Origin of the sequence: Amycolatopsis sp. NPDC049253, from assembly GCF_040678995.1 — a bacterium.
Classification (GTDB): Bacteria; Actinomycetota; Actinomycetes; order Mycobacteriales; family Pseudonocardiaceae; genus Amycolatopsis.
The window spans coordinates 115,752-133,933 of sequence record NZ_JBFAQX010000003.1; the positions used below are offsets into that span (position 1 = coordinate 115,752).

The window sequence follows — 18,182 nt, forward strand, 5'->3', positions numbered from 1 at the left end:
AGGTCTGCACGGTCGTGTCCTCACGGGGTCGATCGCGCGGGTCGGCGGAATGCCGTGGACCGATCCGGGAGCACCGGAAGCCGCCCACGGGCAGCCACGACGCGGGACAGGGAGTCACTTTCGTGACCGTTGCAGGAGATGGCCAGGTGCCTGTTGAGAAGCTGCTCGGCCGCCCGCCCCGGCGACCGAGCCGGTCCTCGGGCTGGCGAGCGGCGCTGCGCTGGCGGGACTGGAGCATTCCCGTCAAGCTCTCGGCGGTGACGCTGGTCCCCATCGTCCTCGCGCTGGTGCTGGGCATTACCGCGATCGTGGGGCAGGTCAGCCGTTCTGACGACTACGAGCGGATCGACAAGCTGGTCGGCCTGAGCACCCAGCTGCGCAAGCTCACCGACGGCCTGCAGAAGGAGCGCACGCTCACCGCGGCGCAGCTCACGGCGGGCACCGCCGGCATCACGCCCGAGCTGAAGGCCGCCCGCGCGGCCACCGACGCCGAGGTCGAACCATTCATCACGGCGGCGAACCGCGTCGGCGGGTCCGAGTCCAGTGTGTCCGGTGCCGTGAACTCGGCGACCGCGCAGGTCAACGAGATCGCCGTGATCCGCCAGCAGGTCGGCGCCGGCCTGCTCGACGCCGCCGAGGCGGTGGGCGACTACAACGCGGTGACCGGCGCCCTCATCGGTGCCGACACCGCGGTGGCCGCCGGTGCCAGCGCCGACGCGCTGGGCGGCACGGCGAACGCCCTGCACGACCTCGAGGCCGCCAAGGAACAGGTCTCGGTCAGCCAGGCACTGGTGTCCTACGGCATCGACAACCACACGCTGGAACCGCAGCAGCTCAGCGACGTCCGCGACGCCGAACTGCGTTACGACGACCGCATCGACGACTTCAACGCGGCCTCCACCGCGCCGCAGCGCCAGGACCTCGAGAGCACCCTCAAGCCCGACACCGCCTACGACCGCAAGCGCATGGTCGGCATCGTCCTCGGCGAGCAGGGCCCCACGAGCGACGAGGGACTGTCGCAGGTCCAGTCGCAGGAGTGGAACAACGCGTCCAACGCGGTGGTCAGCCAGCTCTCCGAGGTCGGCGACCGGATGAGCGCCGACGCCACCGCCGCGTCCGCCGCGCTGGTCGAGGACGCCAGCAGCAGCGCGGGTCTGCTCGCGGTGCTGCTGTTCGCTGCGATGGTCGCCGCCGCGGCCGTCGTCTTCCTCATCACGCGCCAGATCCTGCGGTCGCTGAAGACGCTGCGCCGCAGCGCGCTCGACGTCGCGGAGAAGGATCTGCCCGCTGCCGTCCGCAACATCCAGGAGGGCCGCGCGCAGAGCGTCGAGGTCGAACCGGTGCCCGTGCGGGCGTCCGACGAGATCGGCGAGGTCGCGCGCGCGTTCGAGAAGGTGCACAGCCAGGCGCTGCGGCTCGCGACCGAGCAGGCCGCGATGCGCGCGGGCTACAGCAGTGTGTTCGTCAACCTCTCGCGTCGCAGCCAGAGTCTCGTGCAGCGCCAGCTGCAGCTGATCGAGCGGCTGGAGCGCGACGAGGAGGACGCCGACCAGCTCGCCACGCTCTTCCAGCTCGACCACCTCGCCACCCGGATGCGGCGCAACAACGAGAACCTGATGGTCCTCTCCGGCGCCGAGCCGGGCCGCCGCTCGGGCCAGCCCGTGGCCGCGCACGACGTGCTGCGTGCCGCGGTCTCGGAGATCGAGCAGTACCAACGGGTCTCGGTGCAGCAGCCGCCGGCGGTGAAGATCGTCGGGTTCGCCGCGAGCGACGTGCAGCGCCTCGTCGCGGAGCTGCTGGACAACGCCACCGCGTTCTCCGCGCCGGAGACGCAGGTGACCGTGGCGACCCGCCTGGCCGACGACGGCTCGCTCAACGTCGACATCCTCGACAAGGGCATCGGCATGAACGAGTACGAGGTGGTCGAGGCCAATGGCCGCCTCACCGAGGCCGGCTCGGTCGACCTCGCGACCTCGCGCCGCATGGGCCTGTTCGTGGTCGGCCGCCTCGCCGGGCGCCACCGCATCGGCGTCTCGCTGCACGGTGGCAAGGACATCGTCGGCGTGCGGGCCACCGTGGTGGTCCCGCCCGAGCTGGTCATGACCGGCGCCGCGCTGGAGAACCCGACGCAGCAGACCGGTCCGTTCGGCAGCGTCGCCGCGCCGCCCGCGAGCCCCGGCGGCCTGCCGCGCCGCCAGCGTCCGGTCAACGGCTCGGCGCGCCCGGCCGCGGACCGCGCGCTCGTGCCGCAGCAGCCGATCCAGGGCGCCGACGAGCAGCAGCTGTGGCCCTCGGCGAGCGACCTCGCCGGTTTCGCGAACGGCCACACCGTCGACCCGGGCGTGCGCCCGCCGTCGGACCTCGAGATCTCCGGGACCGCGCTGTTCAGCCCGATTCCGCGTGACGACGCGTCCGCGCCGCCCAAGCCGCCGGTGCCGCAGCTGCCGCAGATCGTCGACGTGCCGCCGCCGCGGCCGGAGCCGGAGCCCGAAGCGCGCCCGGAGCCCGCCGACGAGCGCGCCCGCGAGCTGCCCTCGGGCAAGGACCTGTTCTCCGCCAACGGAACCACCCTGAGCGAGTGGTGGAACGAGGCGGCGCAGAAGGTGCCGGAGGTGCCGCCGCCGACGGCCGCCGAGACGACGATCGAGAACACGCCGATCTTCGACGAGATGCTCTCGGCGTGGTTCCGCTCGCCCGCACCGCCCGCGGACGAGACGGCGGCCAAGACCGGTACAGACCAGCCCGCGGCCGAGAAGACCGCGAAGCCCGGCGAGTCCGCTGCGGGAACCGACGACAAGGCCGGCGCGAAGACCGAGCCGAAGCCGGAGGAGCAGCCGCCGGCCGACGTGGCGAAGCCGGAGCCCGGCGTCGCCCCGGTGACCACGCCGGAGCAGGACGAGCGCAACTGGGACTTCGCGAGCGACGAGAACTGGCGCACCGTCCAGGCCGTCTCGCAGGTCGAGCCCACGGCGTTCACGAAGGCGGGCCTGCCGCGCCGCCGTCGTGGCGAGCAGCTCATGCCCGGCAGCGCGACGCCGGACGAGCTGCCCGCCGCCGAGTCGGCCAAGCCGGGCCTGCCGGTGCGCGACCCGGCGGACGTCCGCGGTCGCCTCACCAGCTTCCAGCGCGGGGTCAACCGTGGCCGGCAGCAGGTCCGCGACGGTGTCGTCGAGCCGGTCGCCGACCAGCAGGGTCTGGGCGCCGCGGCGCTCAACCGCCTGGAGGGCGAGGCCGGCACCGGGTTCGCGGCCCCCGGGTTCGCCCCGGCCGGCGAGACCCCGGCGGACCGCCCGGGCGTCGCGAAGGTGTTCGGCACCGGTGGTCCGGACCAGACGAGTCCGGTGGGAGACAACGAGACCACGGCCGAGTACCCCGGTTTCGTCGGTGCCCTCGACGCGGCGGTGGCCGCGGCGGACGCCGCCGAGCAGGCCGCGAAGACCGAGCAGCCGGGCGAGACCGCGACTGGCCGCCCGTCGGTCGCGAACGCTTTCGGTGCCGCCCAGGCGGAAACGCCGGCGGCCGAGCGCGAGCAGGACGGCGAGACCCGCCCGGACCGCCGCGGCGTCGCGAGTGCCTTCGGCGCGGCGCGCACCGCTCAGCCGGAGCCCGCGGCGGACCAGCCGGTGCCGCCGGCGTTCGATCCGCAGGGCGGCTGGACGGCCCCGAGCGAGACCCACGGCAACGGCAGCAACGGCAATGGCAGCACCGGCAATGGCAGCACCGGCAACGGCACGGCGACCCGCCCGTCGCCCACCCCGCGCCCGGCGCGCCGCCCGGAAGGCGAGGTGCCCGGCCGCCCCGCGGCGCCCGAGTCCTTGCCCACCCGGCGTCCCGCCGCCAGCAACCTGCCGCCCGGACCGCCGGCCGTCGATCCGGGCCAGGTGCCCGCCGCGGTGGCGAACCTGGAGGCCGCCGCGGCCGGGACACCCGCCGCGGAGTGGGCTTTCGGGTCCGACGAGGGCTGGCGGACGGTCCAATCGGTGTCCCAGTCGACGCCCTCTTCGTTCACTTCGGCAGGATTGCCCCGGCGTCGCCGCGGGGAGCAGCTGCTCCCCGGGAGCGCTCCGCCGCCCGCCGGAGCGGCGAACCCCCGTCCGACCCGCGACGCGCACGACGTGCGTGGCCGCCTGAGCAGTTTCCAACAGGGCATCCAGCGCGGCCGGCACCGCACTGGGCAGGCCACTGAGACCAACCACGAAACACTGGAGGGTGAATGACCTCGCCGAGTACGGCTCAGCCGCAGCAGAACCAGTTCGGCTGGCTGGTGAACGACTTCGCCGAGCGGGTCCCGGGTGTGGCGCACGCCGTGGTGGTGTCGGCCGACGGGCTCCTCCTCACGGCCTCCAACCGCTTGCCGCTCGACCGCGCCGACCAGCTCGCCGCCGTCGCCTCCGGGCTCGTGAGCCTCACCCAGGGCGCGGCCCGGTGCTTCGAGGCGGGTGCGGTGAACGAGACCGTGGTCGAGATGGAGCTCGGCATCATGGTGCTGATGTCCATCAGCGACGGTTCGTGCCTCGCGATCCTCGCGGCGCCGAACTGCGACATCGGTCAGGTGGCCTACGAGATGACGATGCTCGTGGACCGCGTCGGGCAGATCCTGACCCCGGAACTCCGCGCGCAATTGCAGGGCGCGGGTGGGTCGCTGATCGGTGAGCCGGTGGGATGATTACGCGATGAGCACGGGGTCCGGATTATTCGGCGGAGAGCCCGGAGACAGCGAGGAACCCCCGCGCGCGGGGGCTGCCGGTGCTGCCCGCGGTGAGGACGACGGCACCTTCGCCGACCTCCTCAACGGCTTCAGCCTCGATTCGGGCCGCTCGCGCAAGAAGCGGAAGAAGACCGGTAAGGAGTCCCAGTCCCCCGAACCCCCGCCTGCGGGAGCGCACGCGGCGGAGGAACCGCCGGCGGCGCCAGAGCCGCCGGCCGAGATAGGAGATCGAGTGACCTCTCTAGTCTCTCCACCGGGCAGTACCGACGCGGATGGGCCTAGACCAGGCGGCCTCTTCGACCCCGGACCGCCCAGCGGCGAGTTCGTGATGCCCGCAGCGTTCACCCGGCCGGACCGACCCGATCGGGTGGACCCGGCCGAGGAGACGTCGATCGTGCGGCCGTACGCTCTCACCGGCGGCCGGACCCGGGCGAACTACGCGCTCGAGCTGGAGACGCTGATCTCCACCAATGACCACGTCGTCGCGGGGGGCTTCCCCGAGGCGGCGGCCGAACAGATCGAGAGCATCTCGATCATGGAAGAGTGCCGGACCCCGCGCTCGGTCGCCGAGGTCGCGGCGGCCCTGCGGGTGCCACTGGGTGTCGCCAGGGTGCTGATCAGTGACGCGGCCGACGCGGGCCTCGTCACCGTGCACCGGACGATTTCGGGCAATGACGGCGCCGAAGCACACTTGATGTTGATGGAAAGGGTTTTGAGTGGACTCCGTCGGCTTTAAGGCACCGCGGGAAACCGCGCCCCCGACCATGACATCGGCGAAGATCGTGGTGGCGGGCGGCTTCGGAGCGGGCAAGACGACGTTCGTGGGTTCGGTGTCGGAAATCGTTCCGCTCACCACCGAGGCGATGATGACCGACGCGAGCCGCGGCATCGACAACCTCGACCAGACCCCGAACAAGACGACCACCACGGTCGCCATGGACTTCGGCCGCGTGTCGCTCGACGCCGACCTGATCCTGTACCTGTTCGGCACCCCGGGCCAGCAGCGCTTCTGGTTCATGTGGGACGACCTGGTCCGCGGCGCGATCGGCGCCGTCGTGCTGGCCGACACCCGCCGCCTGGCGGACTCGTTCGCGCCGATCGACTTCTTCGAGGACCGCGGCCTGCCCTACATCGTCGGCATCAACACGTTCGACGGGGTGCTGGAGCACGACATCAACGACGTGCGCGAGGCGCTGTCGATCGACCCCAGCATCCCCATCGTCCGCTGTGACGCGCGGGACCGGGAGTCGACGAAGCAGACGCTGATCACGCTCGTCGAGTACGCCATGCGGCAGTGGATCGCCTTGCGGGCGGCCAAAGCCCGCTGACCCCGTCCCGTCGGGGATGCGGCGGCCGGGTCACCTCTCTTCGGTGGCCCGGCGATACCGCAGCAGCACCACGGCGCCGTCGATCACGCGGGACTCGACGAGCCGCAGGCCGAGCCGCTCGGCGTCGACGGCGAACGGCCGCTTGTCGCCGCCCAGCACCACCGGGTGCACGAGCACGTGGTACTCGTCGATCAGCCCGAGCCGGCTCAGCTGGGCGGGCACGTCGGCGCCGCCCATGAGCAGGATGTCCTTGGTGTGCCGTGCTTTCAGCGCCGTGACCTCCTCGGTCAGGTCGCCGCCGAGCACCTCGGTGTCCCAGCCGGGGTCGGTGAGCGTGCGCGAGAAGACGACCTTCGGGGTCTTCCGCCACACGGGGGCGAAGGCCACGTCGTGCGGATCGTCCGAGATGGACTCCGCGCGCGGCCAGAAGCCCGCCATCATGTCCCACACCCGTCGCCCGTAGGCGAACACGGCGGCGCGGTCGGACAGTTCGTGCGAGTGGGCCGACAGCTCGGGCCCCATCCTCGGCCAGTCGAACTCGCCGTTCGGGCCCTCGACGCAGCCGTCGACCGAGACGTGGACGTAGTACACCAGCTCACCCATGGCCAGGCTCCTTCACCGAGTGGCGTCCCTGTCGGACGCCGTTCAGCCTAGGGTCGGAGCCGGCTGTCGCGATCGGACATCGGCGGCGAAAAGATCTTGCCGGAGCAGCGGAAACGGGCCGGACCCCCAGGCACCGGCCCGTGATCCGCGGTGAACTGCGTCCTCCGCCGGAAGTTTCAGGACTCCTCAGTACTCGTCGTGCCTTCGCCACCAGCCGCCGGGTTCGTCGGAACCGCGCGACTCCTCCTCCCACGCCTCCTGCCGGCCGAACGGCGTGATGTCGAGGTAGCGGTGCACCGCGGAGAACGTCTCGGCGCCGCGGCCGCTGGTGAAGTAGGTGCGGTAGACGTCGTCGCCGTCGCGCAGGAACACGCTGGTCCCGAAGAACCGGCCGACGCCGCAGTCCTCGGTGAAGTCGCTGCCGTTCGCCGAGACCCACGGCACGTCCCAGCCCATGCGGGCCTTGTAGCGCTCGATCTCCGGCAGCGTCGCCGGCGCGGTGACGACGAACGTGATGTCCCGGGCGTGCAGATGCGCCAGGTGCGGCACGTTGTCCACGACCAGCGAGCAGCCGGGGCAGCCCGCTTCGTCTCCGGGATGCAGCATGAAGTGGTAGACGATCAGCTGGCTGCGGCCCTCGAACAGGTCCAGCAGGCTCTTCTTGCCCTCGGCCGAGGTGAACTCGTACGCCTTGTCGAAGCGCACCATCGGCAGCCGGCGGCGCTCGGCCGTCAGGTGGTCGGCCGCCTTCATCAGTTCCTTTTCCTTGACCAGCAAGGCATCGCGCGCGGCCTGCCAGTCCTGGGCGGACACGACGCGGGGGAGTGCGGTGGTCATCGGGCCTCCTCGAGGTGGTGCGCGAGCTTTTCGAACGTGGAGCTCCAGCCGTCCTGGTGCCCGGCGCGCTCCTCTTCGGTCGGGAACGGCGCCTGGTGGAACGTCATCTCGGTCTTGTCGCCGACCTCGGTGAACGTGATGGTCACGACGGTCTCGCCGACCACGTCGTCGGGCTGGTCCCACGAGAACGTGAACACGAGCCGCCCGGGTGGGCTGATCTCGCGGTAGGCGCCCTGCATCCAGCGCTCGACGTCGTATTCGGCGCTGTGGATCCGCGCGCGCCACGCGCCGCCGGGCCGCAGGTCGATCGTGACACCCGAGGCGGCGAACTTGTCCGGGCCGAGCCAGCTCGCCAGGCGTTCCGGCTCGGTCCACGCGCGGAACACCAGCTCCCGCGGGGCGTCGAACACGCGCGTGATGGTCAGGTCCCGTTGCGTCATTGCTCGGTCTCCTTCCGGGGCTCCCGCAGGAGCCGCAGATGCTCGTCCAAGCGGTCGAACCCCGCCTCCCAGAACTGCCGGTACTCGTTCACCCAGTCGGCCACGACCATGAGCGGCTTCGTCTCGAGCCGGCACGGGCGCCATTGGCGCATCCGGCCGCGGGTGATGAGCCCGGCCGCTTCCAGCACCTTCAGGTGTTTCGACACCGCCTGCAGACTCACCTCGAACGGCTCGGCCAGCTCGTTCACCGTTGCCTCACCCCGGGCGAGCCGGGCGAGGATGGCCCGCCGCGTGGGGTCCGCCAGCGCGGCGAACGTGGTGCTGAGCTGATCAGTGGCCATCGGTACTCAATCGCTTGGTTGATTAACTTATAGGTTGAATATAGCTCCCAGCTGGCTCCTGTCAACCGCGGGAGGAAGCGGCTTGAGACCTGCGTCACCGCCGCTCGGGTTTCCAATAGTAGGAAGTCCAAGTATTTTGGGAGGATGAGCAGCGACCTCTACCGCCCCGAGAACCCGGTCCGGTTCGTCACCGCGTCGAGCCTGTTCGACGGCCACGACGCCTCGATCAACATCATGCGGCGGATCCTGCAGTCGCAGGGTGCCGAGGTCGTGCACCTCGGGCACAACCGCTCGGTCGACGAGGTGGCCACCGCGGCCATCACCGAAGACGTGCAGGGCATCGCCATCTCCGCCTACCAGGGCGGCCACGTCGAGTACTTCTCCTACCTGGTGGAGCTGCTGCGCGAACGCGGCGCGGGGCACATCAAGGTGTTCGGTGGCGGGGGCGGCGTGATCGTCCGCGAGGAGATCGACCTGCTGCACTCGCGCGGCGTGGCGCGGATCTTCTCGCCCGAGGACGGCTACGAGATGGGCCTGCCGGGCATGATCAACTCGATGATCAAGGCCTGCGACGTGGACCTCTCGACCCAGACGCCGGTGTCCGTCGACAAGCTGCTCCCCGGCGACGTGCCGGCGCTCGCGCGGGTGATCACCCAGCTCCAGCGTGAAAAACTGCCCGAAGGCTGGCTCGCCACCATCACCGAGGCCGCCGAGAAGCGCCACGTACCCGTGCTCGGCATCACCGGCACCGGCGGTTCCGGCAAGTCGTCGCTGACCGATGAGCTCATCCGCCGCTTCCGCCTCGACCAGGAGGACAAGCTGCGGATCGCGGTGCTCGCCGTGGACCCGTCGCGGCGCAAGGGCGGCGGGGCGCTGCTCGGCGACCGCATCCGCATGAACTGCCTCGACGGCTCACCGGTGTACTTCCGCTCCATCGCGACCCGCACGACCAGCGGCGAGATTCCCGCCGGGCTGCGCGAGTCGATCCTCGCGTGCAAGGCCGCGGGCTACGACCTCGTGATCGTGGAGACGCCGGGCATCGGCCAGGGCGACGCGGGCATCGTCGATTACGTCGACGAGTCGCTGTACGTGATGACGCCGGAGTTCGGCGCCGCGTCGCAGCTGGAGAAGATCGACATGCTCGACTTCGCCGACGTGGTGGCCATCAACAAGTTCGAGCGGCGCGGCGCCGAGGACGCCCGTCGCGACGTCGCGCGCCAGCTGGTGCGCAACCGCGAGGCCTTCGACAAGGCTCCCGAGGACATGCCGGTGTTCGGCACGAGCGCCGCGAAGTTCAACGACGACGGCGTGACCGCGCTGTACCAGAATTTGCGCGACCAGCTCGCCGAGCGCGGGCTGTCGGTGTCGGCCGGCGTGCTGCCCGCCGTCGAGGGCAAGGTGTCCACCGACGCGAGCACGGTCATCCCGGGCAACCGGGCGCGCTACCTCTCGGAGATCTCCGAGACCGTGCGCGGCTACCACGAGCAGACCGAGAAGCAGGTCGCCGCCGTGCGCAAGCGCGAGCACCTGGCCGCCGCGAAGGCCGCTTTGTCCGAAGTGGACGCCTCCACGGATGCGCTCGACGGGCTGCTCGCCGCCGCCGAGTCCGATGTGGACGGCGAGACCACCCAGCTGCTGGAGCGGTTCCACGCGCTGGCGGAGGAGTACCGCGAGGACGAGCTCGTGGTGAAGGTCCGTGACAAGGAGCTGCGCACGCAGCTGTGGCGCGAGACGTTGTCGGGCAACCGGATTCCGCGCGTCGCCCTGCCGCGCTACACCGAATCCGGTGAGCTGCTCTCGTTCCTGCGTCGCGAACACCTGCCCGGGTATTTCCCGTACACGGCTGGCGTGTTCCCGTTCAAGCGCGACGGCGAGGACCCGGCGCGCATGTTCGCCGGCGAGGGCGACGCCTTCCGCACCAACCGCCGGTTCAAGCTGCTCTCGGCCGACTCCGAGGCCAAGCGCCTGTCCACGGCCTTCGACTCCGTGACCCTCTACGGCCACGACCCCGACACCCGCCCGGACATCTACGGCAAGGTCGGCACCTCGGGCGTCTCGATCGCGACGATCGAGGACATGAAGGTGCTCTACGACGGCTTCGACCTCACGGCGCCGAACACGTCGGTGTCGATGACGATCAACGGCCCGGCGCCGACGATCCTCGCGTTCTTCCTCAACACCGCGATCGACCAGAAGCTCGACGCGTTCCGCGCCGAGCACGGCCGCGAGCCGTCGGCGGAGGAGGCCGCCGAGCTGCGTGCGTGGGCGCTGAAGAACGTGCGCGGCACCGTGCAGGCCGACATCCTCAAGGAGGACCAGGGGCAGAACACCTGCATCTTCTCCACGGAGTTCAGCCTGCGCATGATGGCCGACATCCAGGAGTGGTTCATCCAGCACGCGGTGCGCAACTTCTACTCGGTCTCGATATCCGGCTACCACATCGCCGAAGCCGGCGCGAACCCCATCTCGCAGCTGGCGTTCACGCTGTCCAACGGGTTCACCTACGTCGAGTCCTACCTCGCGCGCGGCATGGACATCAACGACTTCGCGCCCAACCTGTCGTTCTTCTTCTCCAACGGGATGGACGCGGAGTACTCGGTGCTCGGCCGCGTGGCCCGGCGGATCTGGGCCGTGGCGATGCGCGAGCGCTACGGCGCCAACGAGCGTTCGCAGAAGCTCAAGTACCACGTGCAGACCTCGGGCCGCTCGCTGCACGCGCAGGAGATGAGCTTCAACGACATCCGCACCACACTGCAGGCGCTGTGCGCGCTCTACGACAACGCGAACTCCTTGCACACCAACGCGTTCGACGAGGCCATCACCACGCCGTCGGAGTCGTCGGTGCGCCGCGCGATGGCGATCCAGATGATCATCAACAAGGAGTGGGGCCTGTCGAAGAACGAGAACCCGCTGCAGGGCTCGTTCATCATCGACGAGCTGACCGACCTGGTCGAGGAAGCCGTGCTGGTCGAGTTCGACCGGATCTCCGAGCGCGGCGGCGTGCTCGGCGCGATGGAGACCGGCTACCAGCGCGGCAAGATCCAGGACGAGTCGATCCTCTACGAGCGCAAGAAGCACGACGGCTCGCTGCCGATCATCGGCGTCAACACCTTCCGCAACCCGCACGCGGGCGAGGAAGACGTCGAGGTCGAGCTGGCCCGCGCCACGGAGGACGAGAAGAAGTCCCAGCTCGACCGGCTCGCCGACTTCCAGCACCGCCACGCCGAAGACGCGCAGCAGGCGCTGAAGGCACTGCGTGAGGCGGCGACCCGCGGCGGCAACCTGTTCGGGGTGCTGATGGATGCCGCGCGGGTCTGCTCGCTCGGGCAGATCACCGAGGCGTTCTTCGAGGTCGGCGGTCAGTACCGGCGCAACGTCTGAGTGAAAGGGCCGGGTCCCGCGCGTTCGGCGGCCAGCCGCCGGACCTGCGCGCGGACCCGGCTTTGCTCGGTGCTCAGGCCCGCGGTGTTCAGGGTCGGTGCGCGACCAGGTGCCAGGACGGAGTCAGGACGTGGCCGTCGGCGTCGGCGTCCAGGCGCTCGAGGTCGGCGGCGCCGGGGTTGTCACCTGTGAACTTCCGGACAGTCGCGACCAGTTCACCGCGAGTGAAGGACGTGGTGTAGCGCGCGGGTTCGATGCGGTCGATCGTCCAGTCCTTGCCGACGGTCGCACGCAGGTTGGCTTCGCTGATCCGGAACGGCCCGGGGAACGCCTCCGGGACTTCCTCGGAGAAGCAGAGCAGGTGCAGGCGGGCTCCCGGCCGGGTCGCCCGGGTCAGCGCGGCGAGGTACTCGTGCCGCTGCGGTTCGGGAAGGCAGTGATAGAGCGCGCTGTCGAGGACCACGTCGAAGCGGCCTTCCCAGCCTTCCAGCGTCGTCGCATCGGCAACGGCGAACGTGACCTCGACGCCGCCCACGGCAGCGCGTTCCCGGGCCTTTTCGAGCGCCGTCGGCGCGCCGTCCAGCCCGGTGACGTGGATCCCGCGCGAGGCGAGGAACACGGCGTTGTCGCCGAGCCCGCAGCCGATGTCGAGCACCTCGCCGGTGAACTCGCCGGCGTCGGCTAGCGCCACGACGGCAGGCTGCGGCGAGCCGATGTCCCACGGGATCCTCGGGCCCAGCGGGGTGGCGCCGCGGTACACCTGTTCGAAATCCACGTCTGCGACGTTCACGTCCGGTTCGGTCATGCTTACCCCCTTATTCAACGGCTGATGAGTTCTCCTCCATGCTGCGACGGTCCGTGGCCGGCTGTCAACTCGAGGCGACCGCGCGGGAATAGGCCGCCCCCGCATCGGGTAGAACGAGGCATGGACTTCGGCATCTCCACGTTCGTGACCGACGAAGGCATCCGCCCCGACGTGCTGGGTGAGGCGCTGGAGGAGCGGGGTTTCGACTCGCTCTTCCTCGCCGAGCACTCGCACATCCCCGTGAGCCGGGAGAGTCCTTACCCCGGTGGTGGTGACCTGCCCGAGAAGTACAAGCGCACGCTGGACCCGTTCGTCGCGCTGACCGCGGCGGCGGTGAACACGTCGAACCTCGTGCTGGGCACGGGCATCGCGCTGCTGATCCAGCGCGACGTGATCCACACGGCCAAGGAGGTCGCGTCACTCGACCTGGTGTCGCGCGGCCGGGTGGCGTTCGGCGTCGGGGTGGGCTGGAACCGCGAGGAGATGGCCAACCACGGCACGGACCCGACCACTCGTGGCGCGCTGATCGACGAGCAGATCGAGGCGCTCAAGGCCATCTGGACCCAGGAGCAGGCGGAGTACCACGGCAAGCACGTGAACTTCGACCCGATCTTCGCGTGGCCCAAGCCCGTGCAGACGCCGCACCCGCCGATCTACGTCGGCGGCGAGAGCCCGGCCGCGCTGCGCCGCCTGGCCCGCCACGGCGACGCCTGGCTGCCGCGCCAGCAGACGCCGTCCGACGAGATCAAGCGCGTGCGCGAATGGCTCGCCGAGCAGGGCCGCACCGACGTGCCGTTCACCGTTTTCGGCGGCGGACCCGACGCCGACGCGGTGAAGCGCTTCGCCGAGGCCGGCGTGGAGCGCTACACGTTCATGCTCCCGACCCTGCCCGAGGCCGAGACGCTCGCCGCCCTCGACGACCTCGCGCGGCTCGCGGCGGACCACCGGTGAACCGGGCCTCGGTGATCGGGTGAAGTTCGGGATCTTCAGCTTCGTCACGGACGAGGGCATCCGGCCCGACGCGCTCGCGCGCGGCGTCGAGGAACGCGGGTTCGACTCGCTGTTCGTCGGGGAGCACTCGCACATCCCCGCCGACCGGCAGTCGCCGTACCCGGCGGGCGGGGAGCTCCCGCGGATGTACTACCGGATGTACGACCCGTTCGTGGCGCTCACGGCGGCCGCTTCGGTGACCTCGACGCTGCTGCTGGGCACCGGCGTCGCCCTGCTGGCGCAGCGCGACCCGATCCAGACGGCCAAGGAGGTCGCCTCGCTCGACCACCTGTCGGGCGGGCGCGTGGTGTTCGGTGTGGGCGCGGGCTGGAACCTCGAGGAGATGCGCGACCACGGCACCGATCCGGACACGCGGGGCCGGCTGCTCGACGAGCGGCTGGACGCGATGAAGCAGCTGTGGACGGCCGAGGAAGCGACCTTCCACGGCGAGTTCACGCGGTTCGACCGCGCTGTGGCGTACCCGAAGCCGGCGCGCAAGCCACACCCGCCGATCTACGTGGGCGGCAACAGCCGGCACGCGGCGCGACGGGCGGCCCGGCACGGCGGCGTGTGGATGCCGAACTCCGTGGTCGTGCCCGAGCGGGTCGGGAAACTCATGGCCCTGCGCGACGAGTTCGCCCCCGGTACGCCGGTGTCGGTGTTCGCGGTGGGCAGCAAGAACGAAGCTCTGCTGGAGGCTTACGTCGAGGCCGGGGTGGAGCGCATCACGCTCCTGCTCGGCACGCGGCCCGAAGCGGAGACCCTGGAGAGGCTCGACGCCCTCGTCGAGGTCGTCGGGAAGTATCGGTGAAGGAGCGGAAGACGCGTGAGTGACGTGCAGATCGGCCTTGCGGCTGCGTTGGAGCAGTTCTCGCCGCGGGAGTCGATTCGGTTGGCGAAGGCGGCCGAGGAGCGGGGCTTCTCGGGGCAGATGGCGGCGGACCACTTCCAGCCGTGGGTGCCGCAGCAGGGTGAGGCCTCGTTCGTGTGGAGCGTGCTGGCGTCGCTGGCCGAGAACACCACGGGTGACCTGGGTCCCGGGGTGACGTGCCCGTCGTTCCGGTTGCACCCGGCGATGGTGGCGCAGGCGGCGGCGACGCTGGAGGCGACCTATCCGGGCCGCACCTGGCTGGGGATCGGGTCGGGTGAGGCGCTCAACGAGCACATCATCGGCGGCTACTGGCCCGAGGCGCCGGAGCGCGTGCGGCGGATGTTCGAGGCGCTGGAGGTGATCCGGAAGCTGTTCACGGGCAAGGACGTCAAGCACAACGGCGAGTTCTTCAAGCTGCACACCACCCGTCTGTGGACGCTGCCCGACACGCCGCCGCCGGTCTACATCGCCTCCGCCGGGCCGTACACCTCGCGCAAGACCGGCGAGCTGGCCGACGGGCTGATCACGCCGGGCGCGTCGATCGAGAAGCTGGCCGGCATTCTGGACAACTTCAACGCCGGCGCGAAGAAGGCCGGGAAGAACCCGGACGAGATGCCCAAGCTGCTGCAGGTGCACCTGTCGTGGGCCGAGGACGACGAGACCGCGTGGGCCAACGCGATGGACCAGTGGCCCAACGGTGGCATGAAGTTCCCGAAGGCCGACGTGCGCTCGCCGTTCGACTTCGCGCAGATGGCCAAGCTCGTGCGCCGCGAGGACTTCGAGGGCCGCATGGTCGTGTCCTCGGACCCGGACGTGCACCGGGCGGCCCTGCAGAAGTACGTGGACGCCGGGTTCAACCGCATCTACATCCACAACGTCGGGCGCAACCAGGACCAGTTCCTCGACGTGTTCGGCAAGGAAGTCCTGCCGAAGCTGACTGCCTGAGCCGGGTAGGGCCCGCGGCCGGCGGGCCCTACTTGTCCAGCAGCAGGTGGACCGACAGCTCGAGGCGGTGGGCGACGTCGGCGGCCGACGCCCGGCGCGTCACCCACGCCACGAGGTTGGCCATCCACACGTCGGCGACGACGTGGAAGATGTCGCGATCGGACTCCGTGGGCTCCGCGATGCCCATGGCCTGAGCGAACATGTCCTCCATGAGCCGGCCGACGAGCTCGACCTCGGCTGCGGCGGACGTGTCGGCGAACATGAACGCGCGCACCATCGCCTCGGTCAGGTGCGGGTCGCGTTGCATGAGCCGCGTGTTGCGGCCCAGCACGAACATCAGCCGCTCCGCGGGGGTCTCACCCGGGATCGCGGCGCGTTCCAGCTTCTCCTGCGCCCGCTCGAACTGCCGCGCGAGGCCGGACACGAGCAGGTGGATCTTCGACGGGAAGTAGCGGTAGAGCGTGCCCAGTGCGACGTCGGCCTTCTCGGCGACGGCTCGCATCTGCACGGCGTCGTAGCCGCCCTTGGAGGCCAGCGCGAGCGTGGCGTCGATGATGCGGCGGCGGCGGTCGCGCTGCGCCGCGGAGCCGAGCTCGTCGCCGATCGTGCCCAGTCCGGTGCGCGCCTTCGCCGCCGGAGCCTTCGCCTTGCCCGGCATCGGCCTTCTCCTGTCTTGCGGAACCCGTTTCAGTTCTGCGTTCAGCGTACCTTCCCTGGCGAAACGTTCAACTACCGACCCGCTGGCCGAAAAACTGTAACACGTTCTACACTCGCGAGTAGTCCCGTACCGCGAGGAGGCCCCGATGGCGGTCGCGCTCACCGGCGAACAGGCGGCGCTGGCCGCCGCGATCCACGACTGGGCCCGGGCCCACGATCCGGTTGCGGCCGTGCTCGCGGCCGAAGGAGCCGGCGCCCCGGTGCCCGCGCGGTTCGCCGATCTGGGGCTGGCCGGGGTCGCGTTGCCACCGTCGGTGGGCGGCGCCGGAGGCACTGTCGCGGATCTCGCGGCGGGGCTGGCCGCGGCGGCTTCGGAGCTGGTCCCGGGGCCGGTGCTGAGCACGGCGCTGGCCGGGTTGCTGCTCGGCGGCGGGGGCGTGGTGGAGGCGATCGCGGACGGCGGCGCGCGGGTGGCCGTGCTGCTCGAAGCGCCGGGTGCCGACGGGTTTCTGCACGGTTCTTCGAGGGCGGTGCCCGGGGCGGACGCGGGCGCGTGGCTGCTGGTGCCGGTGCCGAGCGGGCACGTGCTGCTGCCGCCGGGTGCCGCGGGGGTGCGCGTGGAACCGTTGGCGCCCTTCGACTTCTCGCGTCCACTCGCGCGGGTGCACTTCGACCGGGTGCCCGTCGCGGACGTGCTGGAGCTGCCGGACGCGGGGGACTTCGCGGCGACCTTGGCCGTGGCGGAGGCGGCGGGGGTCGCGCGGTGGTGCCTGACGACGGCGGTCGGGTACGCGCGGGTGCGCGAGCAGTTCGGGCAGGTGATCGGCGCGTTCCAGGCGGTGAAGCACCTGTGCGCCGAGATGCTGTGCCGCACCGAGGCGGCGGAGGCACTGGCGTGGGACGCGGCGACGGCGGCTTTCGGTTCGCAGCACGCGGTTGCGGTGTCGAGCGCGGCGGCCGTGGCGCTCGACGCGGCCGTGGACAACGCCAAGGACTGCATCCAGGTGCTGGGTGGCATCGGCTTCACCTGGGAACACCCGGCACACCTGTACCTGCGCCGCGCTCTGGCCTTGCGGCACTGGCTCGGCGGTTCGGCGCGGTGGCGCCGGCGCGCGGCCGCCCTCGCGCTGACGGGGGAGCGGCGGACGCTGGATGTCGAGGTCGCCGGCTCACCGGAACTCACGCGGCTCGTGGGGGAGATCGCCGCGTTGCCGGAAGACCGCCGTCGTGTCGCGCTGGCCGACGCGGGACTGCTGGCGCCGCACTGGCCTGCGCCGCACGGCCGGGGCGCCGGCCCCGCCGAGCAGCTGCGCATCGACGCGGCGCTGGCGAAGGCGGGCGTGCGCCGGCCGGACCTGGTGATCGGCGCGTGGGCCGTCCCGACGATCCTCGAACACGGCACCGCCGAGCAGCGCGCGCGGTTCACCGGCCCCACGCTGCGCGGGGAGCTGACGTGGTGCCAGCTGTTCAGCGAACCCGGCGCGGGCTCCGACCTGGCGTCGCTGCGCACCGCCGCCCGCCGCGTCGACGGCGGCTGGAGCCTCAGCGGGCAGAAGGTGTGGACCTCGCTCGCGCGCGAGGCCGACTGGGCGATCTGCCTGGCCCGCACCGACCCCGAGGTGCCCAAGCACAAGGGCATCACGTACTTCCTCGTCGACATGCGCTCGCCCGGCATCACCACGCGTCCGCTGCGCGAGATCACCGGCGCGAGCGTCTTCAACGAGGTCTTCCTCGACGACGTCTTCGTCCCGGACGCCGACGTCGTCGCCGCCCCGGGCGACGGCTGGCGCCTGGCCCGCACCACGCTGGCCGGCGAACGCGTGGCGCTGGGCAAGGGCTCGGCGGCGGGGGAGGGCGTCGAGGCTCTGGTGGCCGGCCTGGTCGGCCGGTTCGGCCGGGGGGAGCACGGCGACCCGGGCGGCGTGGGCCCTGAGCTCGGCGAGTCCACCCGCGACCGCCTCGGCGCCCTGATCGGCTCCGGCAGCGCCTGCTCGGTGCTGGACCTGCGTGCCACCCTCCGTCGCCTCGACGGCCAGGGCCCCGGCGCCGAGTCCTCCGTCGCCAAGCTCCTGGGCGTCCGCCACCGCCAGTCCGTCGCGGAGTTCGCCCTGGACCTCGCCCCCGATCTGCTTCCCGACACCGCGCCGTCCCACGAGTTCCTCCTCAGCCGCTGCCTCTCCATCGCCGGCGGCACCACGCAGGTGCTGCTGTCCGCGGTGGCCGAGCGCGTGCTGGGCCTGCCGCGCTGAGCCGATTGCCGGCTCGGGTTGCGGGCT

15 protein-coding genes are annotated in these 18,182 nt (G+C 71.2%); 9 read left to right on the plus strand and 6 right to left on the minus strand.

The annotated features are described in order from the left end of the window. Window positions 1–146: 146 nt before the first annotated feature. The 4 genes from AB0K15_RS08085 to AB0K15_RS08100 are packed head-to-tail and all read left to right on the plus strand — an operon-like array spanning window position 147 to window position 6,036. On the plus strand, window positions 147–4,217 hold the full coding sequence (locus AB0K15_RS08085) for a nitrate- and nitrite sensing domain-containing protein (protein WP_364047012.1): 4,071 nt from the start codon (window positions 147–149) through the stop codon (window positions 4,215–4,217). Beyond that, window positions 4,214–4,666 carry a roadblock/LC7 domain-containing protein gene (locus AB0K15_RS08090; RefSeq protein ID WP_220238205.1) on the plus strand — a complete coding sequence of 151 codons (453 nt, stop codon included), beginning with the start codon at window positions 4,214–4,216 and terminating at the stop codon, window positions 4,664–4,666. The genes AB0K15_RS08085 and AB0K15_RS08090 overlap by 4 nt, the downstream gene beginning before the upstream one ends. A 7-nt stretch (window positions 4,667–4,673) precedes the next feature. Beyond that, a complete protein-coding gene (locus AB0K15_RS08095) occupies window positions 4,674–5,444 on the plus strand; it encodes a DUF742 domain-containing protein (protein WP_364047016.1) in 771 nt (256 codons plus the stop codon). Further along, window positions 5,425–6,036: an ATP/GTP-binding protein gene (locus tag AB0K15_RS08100; protein ID WP_204090344.1), complete on the plus strand. Its 612-nt coding sequence runs from the start codon at window positions 5,425–5,427 to the stop codon at window positions 6,034–6,036. The genes AB0K15_RS08095 and AB0K15_RS08100 overlap by 20 nt, the downstream gene beginning before the upstream one ends. 30 nt (window positions 6,037–6,066) lie before the next feature. Here the strand turns inward: AB0K15_RS08100 and AB0K15_RS08105 are convergent, their stop codons facing one another. The 4 genes from AB0K15_RS08105 to AB0K15_RS08120 form a co-directional block, all read right to left on the minus strand. Beyond that, complete coding sequence (locus tag AB0K15_RS08105; RefSeq protein ID WP_364047019.1) at window positions 6,067–6,639, minus strand: dihydrofolate reductase family protein; 573 nt, start codon at window positions 6,637–6,639, stop codon at window positions 6,067–6,069. A gap of 186 nt (window positions 6,640–6,825) precedes the next feature. Continuing rightward, window positions 6,826–7,476, minus strand: coding sequence for a DUF899 domain-containing protein (locus AB0K15_RS08110; RefSeq protein ID WP_364047022.1), 651 nt, complete (start codon window positions 7,474–7,476; stop codon window positions 6,826–6,828). Beyond that, a complete protein-coding gene (locus AB0K15_RS08115; RefSeq protein WP_364047025.1) occupies window positions 7,473–7,916 on the minus strand; it encodes an SRPBCC domain-containing protein in 444 nt (147 codons plus the stop codon). Before AB0K15_RS08115 ends, AB0K15_RS08110 begins: the two co-directional genes overlap by 4 nt. Continuing rightward, complete coding sequence (locus AB0K15_RS08120; protein ID WP_364047028.1) at window positions 7,913–8,257, minus strand: metalloregulator ArsR/SmtB family transcription factor; 345 nt, start codon at window positions 8,255–8,257, stop codon at window positions 7,913–7,915. Before AB0K15_RS08120 ends, AB0K15_RS08115 begins: the two co-directional genes overlap by 4 nt. 144 nt (window positions 8,258–8,401) lie before the next feature. On the opposite strand from AB0K15_RS08120, the gene icmF reads away from it, so the two are divergent. Continuing rightward, window positions 8,402–11,638, plus strand: a complete 3,237-nt coding sequence (icmF, locus tag AB0K15_RS08125; protein WP_364047031.1) for a fused isobutyryl-CoA mutase/GTPase IcmF — start codon at window positions 8,402–8,404, stop codon at window positions 11,636–11,638. Between the two features lie 88 nt (window positions 11,639–11,726). Here the strand turns inward: icmF and AB0K15_RS08130 are convergent, their stop codons facing one another. Next, the gene (locus AB0K15_RS08130) at window positions 11,727–12,443 is read right to left on the minus strand and encodes a class I SAM-dependent methyltransferase (RefSeq protein WP_364047034.1); all 717 of its coding nucleotides are present in this window, start codon (window positions 12,441–12,443) and stop codon (window positions 11,727–11,729) included. A gap of 120 nt (window positions 12,444–12,563) precedes the next feature. Here AB0K15_RS08130 and AB0K15_RS08135 point away from each other — a divergent pair, with 120 nt between their 5' ends. Genes AB0K15_RS08135 through AB0K15_RS08145 form a run of 3 tightly spaced genes read left to right on the plus strand, consistent with a single transcriptional unit; the run spans window position 12,564 to window position 15,249 of the window. After that, window positions 12,564–13,394, plus strand: a complete 831-nt coding sequence (locus AB0K15_RS08135) for an LLM class F420-dependent oxidoreductase (protein WP_364047037.1) — start codon at window positions 12,564–12,566, stop codon at window positions 13,392–13,394. A gap of 19 nt (window positions 13,395–13,413) precedes the next feature. Further along, window positions 13,414–14,244 carry an LLM class F420-dependent oxidoreductase gene (locus AB0K15_RS08140; protein ID WP_364047040.1) on the plus strand — a complete coding sequence of 277 codons (831 nt, stop codon included), beginning with the start codon at window positions 13,414–13,416 and terminating at the stop codon, window positions 14,242–14,244. Window positions 14,245–14,259: 15 nt separating this feature from the next. Next, complete coding sequence (locus tag AB0K15_RS08145; RefSeq protein ID WP_364047043.1) at window positions 14,260–15,249, plus strand: TIGR03557 family F420-dependent LLM class oxidoreductase; 990 nt, start codon at window positions 14,260–14,262, stop codon at window positions 15,247–15,249. 28 nt (window positions 15,250–15,277) lie between these two features. On the opposite strand, the gene kstR is transcribed toward AB0K15_RS08145, so the two are convergent. Next, the gene (gene kstR / locus AB0K15_RS08150; RefSeq protein WP_364047046.1) at window positions 15,278–15,907 is read right to left on the minus strand and encodes a cholesterol catabolism transcriptional regulator KstR; all 630 of its coding nucleotides are present in this window, start codon (window positions 15,905–15,907) and stop codon (window positions 15,278–15,280) included. 145 nt (window positions 15,908–16,052) lie between these two features. On the opposite strand from kstR, the gene AB0K15_RS08155 reads away from it, so the two are divergent. Beyond that, the gene (locus AB0K15_RS08155; protein ID WP_364047049.1) at window positions 16,053–18,155 is read left to right on the plus strand and encodes an acyl-CoA dehydrogenase family protein; all 2,103 of its coding nucleotides are present in this window, start codon (window positions 16,053–16,055) and stop codon (window positions 18,153–18,155) included. Window positions 18,156–18,182 lie beyond the last annotated feature (27 nt).

Bases quoted from the DNA above. Each gene is read 5' to 3' on its own strand.
- kstR (WP_364047046.1), bottom strand. From the start codon at position 15,907: ATGCCGGGCAAGGCGAAGGCTCCGGCGGCGAAGGCGCGCACCGGACTG.
- AB0K15_RS08120 (WP_364047028.1), bottom strand. From the start codon at position 8,257: ATGGCCACTGATCAGCTCAGCACCACGTTCGCCGCGCTGGCGGACCCC.
- AB0K15_RS08105 (WP_364047019.1), bottom strand. From the start codon at position 6,639: ATGGGTGAGCTGGTGTACTACGTCCACGTCTCGGTCGACGGCTGCGTC.
- AB0K15_RS08130 (WP_364047034.1), bottom strand. From the start codon at position 12,443: ATGACCGAACCGGACGTGAACGTCGCAGACGTGGATTTCGAACAGGTG.
- AB0K15_RS08110 (WP_364047022.1), bottom strand. From the start codon at position 7,476: ATGACCACCGCACTCCCCCGCGTCGTGTCCGCCCAGGACTGGCAGGCC.
- AB0K15_RS08095 (WP_364047016.1), top strand. From the start codon at position 4,674: ATGAGCACGGGGTCCGGATTATTCGGCGGAGAGCCCGGAGACAGCGAG.
- AB0K15_RS08115 (WP_364047025.1), bottom strand. From the start codon at position 7,916: ATGACGCAACGGGACCTGACCATCACGCGCGTGTTCGACGCCCCGCGG.
- AB0K15_RS08155 (WP_364047049.1), top strand. From the start codon at position 16,053: ATGGCGGTCGCGCTCACCGGCGAACAGGCGGCGCTGGCCGCCGCGATC.
- AB0K15_RS08135 (WP_364047037.1), top strand. From the start codon at position 12,564: ATGGACTTCGGCATCTCCACGTTCGTGACCGACGAAGGCATCCGCCCC.
- AB0K15_RS08090 (WP_220238205.1), top strand. From the start codon at position 4,214: ATGACCTCGCCGAGTACGGCTCAGCCGCAGCAGAACCAGTTCGGCTGG.
- icmF (WP_364047031.1), top strand. From the start codon at position 8,402: ATGAGCAGCGACCTCTACCGCCCCGAGAACCCGGTCCGGTTCGTCACC.